The following is a 771-nucleotide window of genomic DNA, read 5'->3' on the forward strand; positions in this document are numbered from 1 at the left end:
GCACCAGCTTCTGGCAATTTTGCGAGTTCGGTAAGCTCTGCTTCCAGCCCTTGCGTGAATGGCGAGCGCTCCGTTACCACCAACACCGCTCGATTAAATATCCCCTCTCGATTCACCTGAGCTAAAGGCGGTACTGGGGTAATCGCGCTAGCATCCACGGACTCCTGCCAAGGCCACTCAGGTCGAATTGACGCAAGACGCTGCACAATTTCGTCGAGATCGGGCGCAGAATCGATATCAACAAGTCCAAGCTCTGTTTCGAGCTGAACCAACTCCTCCATGACCCCCTCCACACCCGTATTAGTAAAACGCCGGAATGCCTTTTGATTGATGATGGGGTACCCCAACTCAATCTCGACATTGCCTTGAGGATCTACTCGCGCAGGAAACAATAGGATTGGCTCAACCATGTAGCCTTGCCAGTTACTTTTTCGCGATTTCAGCAGAGCCAATGAAGTGGGATAGCCAAAATAGAGCGCTAGGCGCGACCTGTCCTGACGCAATTTTCCCAACATGGAGTACACCCCAGGTTCCGCTGAGAGACGTGTATTGCTGCTAGGTATGTATGCAATCTCTGCGTAATCTGGGCTGCCATATTGGTTGGAAGCAAAGACTGAAACGCCAGCGTCATCCTGTCCCATGCAGGCCATGTAGTAGCGGGCCAGTCGCGATAACGTCGTGTTCGCGTATCCGGGTGTCGAACTGCTGGTGGAACCTGCAGAAGTCAGTGACCAACGATAGCCATTGTCCTGCACAACATGACCCTTGAGG

At 52.8% G+C, this 771-nt stretch carries 1 protein-coding gene; it reads right to left on the bottom strand.

All coding sequences use genetic code 11. The annotated features are described in order from the left end of the window. Window positions 1-515: hypothetical protein (locus AC1DRJ_RS30700; protein ID WP_477805419.1), on the bottom strand; the 515-nt coding region annotated here is incomplete at its 3' end. Between the last annotated feature and the right edge of the window lie 256 nt (window positions 516-771).

The sequence above is a fragment of the Pseudomonas sp. P5_B2 genome, from assembly GCF_056400445.1.